This window comes from Klebsiella sp. NPDC088457, from assembly GCF_044900465.1.
Lineage (GTDB): Bacteria > Pseudomonadota > Gammaproteobacteria > Enterobacterales > Enterobacteriaceae > Klebsiella.
Genome location: NZ_JBJDNH010000109.1, coordinates 1 through 2,639, shown reverse-complemented (window position 1 = coordinate 2,639; position 2,639 = coordinate 1). Strand labels below are relative to the sequence as shown.

Here is a 2,639-nt window from a genome sequence, read left to right as displayed (position 1 = left end):
TGGTACTTTCCGGCTGTTCTTCACCCCCGCCACCGGTTCCTGTTGAATGGGAGAAAGCGGGTCAGTCAGTCAATACCGGTTTACCGCAGTGGCGTGACAATCCGGTTATTATTCCTTCTCCGGTGGTTAACGATAAATGGTTATTGTCCATTCACGCACGGAATTATAACGAAACACGCTGGACACCTGCCGTATTTTACGCGGTCGCCCACTCAGCGCGTATTGTTGTTGCAGCGCCATCAGGCGCAGCATTCTTTACGGCAAAAAACTGGCTGCGTCAGTATGGCGCAAAAGGCGTTATTGCATATCAGCCGGTCTCTGGCTGCATGACATGCAGCGACACCCATATTTATTTTTCGCATTAAATCCTCCCCCTCACATCCTGAATTCATCTTACAGTAAGGTATCCATCATGAAATATTCCGCTATTGCGGCGGCAATGCTGTGCATTGCCGCCGGGACGCCTGTTTATTCATTTGCTGCTGACCCGTGCGAAGTGGTGCTTTGTATGTACGGTAAAGCAACCGGAAATAGTGGGGGAAGAGAATGCCATTCTGCTGAACGGGCCTTTTTTAATATCGTCAAAAAGAACCGGCACGGATTTTTACCCAATCATACGCTCAATGCCAGAAAAGCTTTTCTGGGGGAATGCACCAGCGCTGATCCGGAAGCGGTGAATAAAATCCTGTCCAGATTTGGCAGAGTCAGAGGGTAATAAAACCCCGGCCATTATTTTAATAAATTCCCTGCATGGAGAAATAAATGTGGATAAAGAAGACCTGTTTATTGCCAACATCCATTCAACGTATCAGGACAGAATATCGGTCATGTGTATCTATGATTCTCTGTCGAAAGAAGCCCATCAGGGATGTGGACTTTATTATGAGATATATGAAAGCCGGTTTATCGGTTTATTGCGACATCATTTATCACAGCTTAATGAATCGGATGCAGAGAAGCTCAGGCGGTATGCCGAAAGTCAGGGAACGAAAATCGATGATGAAACTTACCATGCGGCATTAAACGCGGAACGGGAATGCCGGGCTGAAATATCCCGCGAGCAGATGTGAATCACAGACATTAATAATGTATCGAACGACGCCACAGACTGACAGACGGCGGGTTTCAGGCGTGCTTATTTCTGGCTTCAATTTCGGAGAAATTGTTAAGCCGTAAAATAAGCATGTGGAGCGCGGGCAGAAAATTCAATTTCGCAGAAATTGCTAATTTTCAGGCACCGCGCCCACCTGCGAACATTCGCCCCAAGCGAACTGAGCAGGCCGGGGGGAGCCGAATAAATTTCGCCGCCCCAGCGAGCGAAAAGCTGTCGCCCACGACAGCGGTTTATTTGGGGGGCTTGCCCCGCACACCGTCAAGCCAGGTCATATTTCCCCCCCCCAGCGGGGAATATGACCGATCAGGCGCGACCAACCCCTTTAAAGCAGCGTTCCCGTTTTTTCGCTCCGAGCTTGCGAGGAAAAGAAAAAACAGGCGAAACGCGCGTCTTAAAGGGGTTGGTCGCGCGTAGCGTGCGACGGTGTGCCGCCGTTGACCCTGGGGGTTTTGGCGCGGCGTCCAGCGGCGACATTACCCCCATGTGGCAGGCAGTAAGGGCGTCCAGCCCGAACGAAATGACACACGCCGTTGCCCGTTATACGGGCGTTTCAGGAGACTGACGACCACCGGTCGGCTGTTTTCTGGAAACGCGGATACGGGCATGAGCGCCGGAGGCGTTCAGTGCTTCTCATCCTTTTATGGGCGTCATTGGCGGGCGTCGCGCAGGGGCGTGGGGTATCACGTCCATCGGTGACGTCCATGTGATGCGCCCGCCACACCGAAATCAGACCGGAGATCACTGCAATGGGAACTCATCTGATGCAAAGGCTGAATGCCTTTTCGGATGCCTTTTCTGTTTTTCTGCTCTGGCTGCAACACAACCAGCTCATATTATCCCTGTTTGCCGGGCTGACGCTGCCTTTTATTTTTCATCTGCCGCGTGAGGAAAGAAAAAACGCCCCCTTATGGTTAAAATCGGTGGCATGCGTGTCTGTCTTCTTCTTTATATCCGGCACCCTGTCACCGCTGACCATTCAGGGGTTGAGTTTTTTCTTTACGGTGCTCAATAATGACATTCTGCTCAGAATATCACTCTGGATACTGACGGTCGGATTTACGCTTACCGGTCTGGCCTTTCATATTACCGCCCGCAGACTGATGGCCGGAGAAATTGACAGACTGAAACACCGGATGATTAAAAAAAGCAAACTGGAAAGAAATACCAGAACAGATGTTCGTGACGTCAGGGACATGTTACCTGACAGCATTGCGTATAATCCGCTGGATTATATTGACCTGAATAACGGTATTTTCATCGGGCTGGATAAAAACAATCAGCCTCAATATATCACTGCCGAAGAATTTCAAAATCAGCACGCCGACCTTATCGGCACCACCGGCTCCGGTAAAGGGGTGAGCGCCTGCGTCCTGCTTTATCAGGCCATACTGTCAGGTGAAGGGGTATTTGTCGAAGATCCGAAAAATGATGAGTGGGCACCGCATGTCCTGCGTGAAGCCTGCCAGAAAGCAGGAAAACCGTTTGTCCTTATTAACCTGAATGACCTTCATTTCCAGCTGGATTT

General features: G+C 50.3%; 3 protein-coding genes and 1 pseudogene. All 4 read left to right on the top strand.

Annotated elements, in window-relative coordinates; translation table 11 throughout:
• Positions 1-365 (top strand): cag pathogenicity island Cag12 family protein (locus tag ACI2JR_RS28175; RefSeq protein ID WP_462480096.1); only part of this gene is annotated, 365 nt, incomplete at its 5' end.
• Between the two features lie 47 nt (positions 366-412).
• Complete coding sequence (locus tag ACI2JR_RS28170; RefSeq protein ID WP_462480095.1) at positions 413-715, top strand: TrbM/KikA/MpfK family conjugal transfer protein; 303 nt, start codon at positions 413-415, stop codon at positions 713-715.
• 49 nt (positions 716-764) lie between these two features.
• On the top strand, positions 765-1,070 hold the full coding sequence (locus ACI2JR_RS28165; protein ID WP_462480094.1) for a dpoa decarboxylase: 306 nt from the start codon (positions 765-767) through the stop codon (positions 1,068-1,070).
• A gap of 790 nt (positions 1,071-1,860) precedes the next feature.
• Positions 1,861-2,639, top strand: a pseudogene (locus ACI2JR_RS28160) (MFS transporter); the annotation flags it as partial.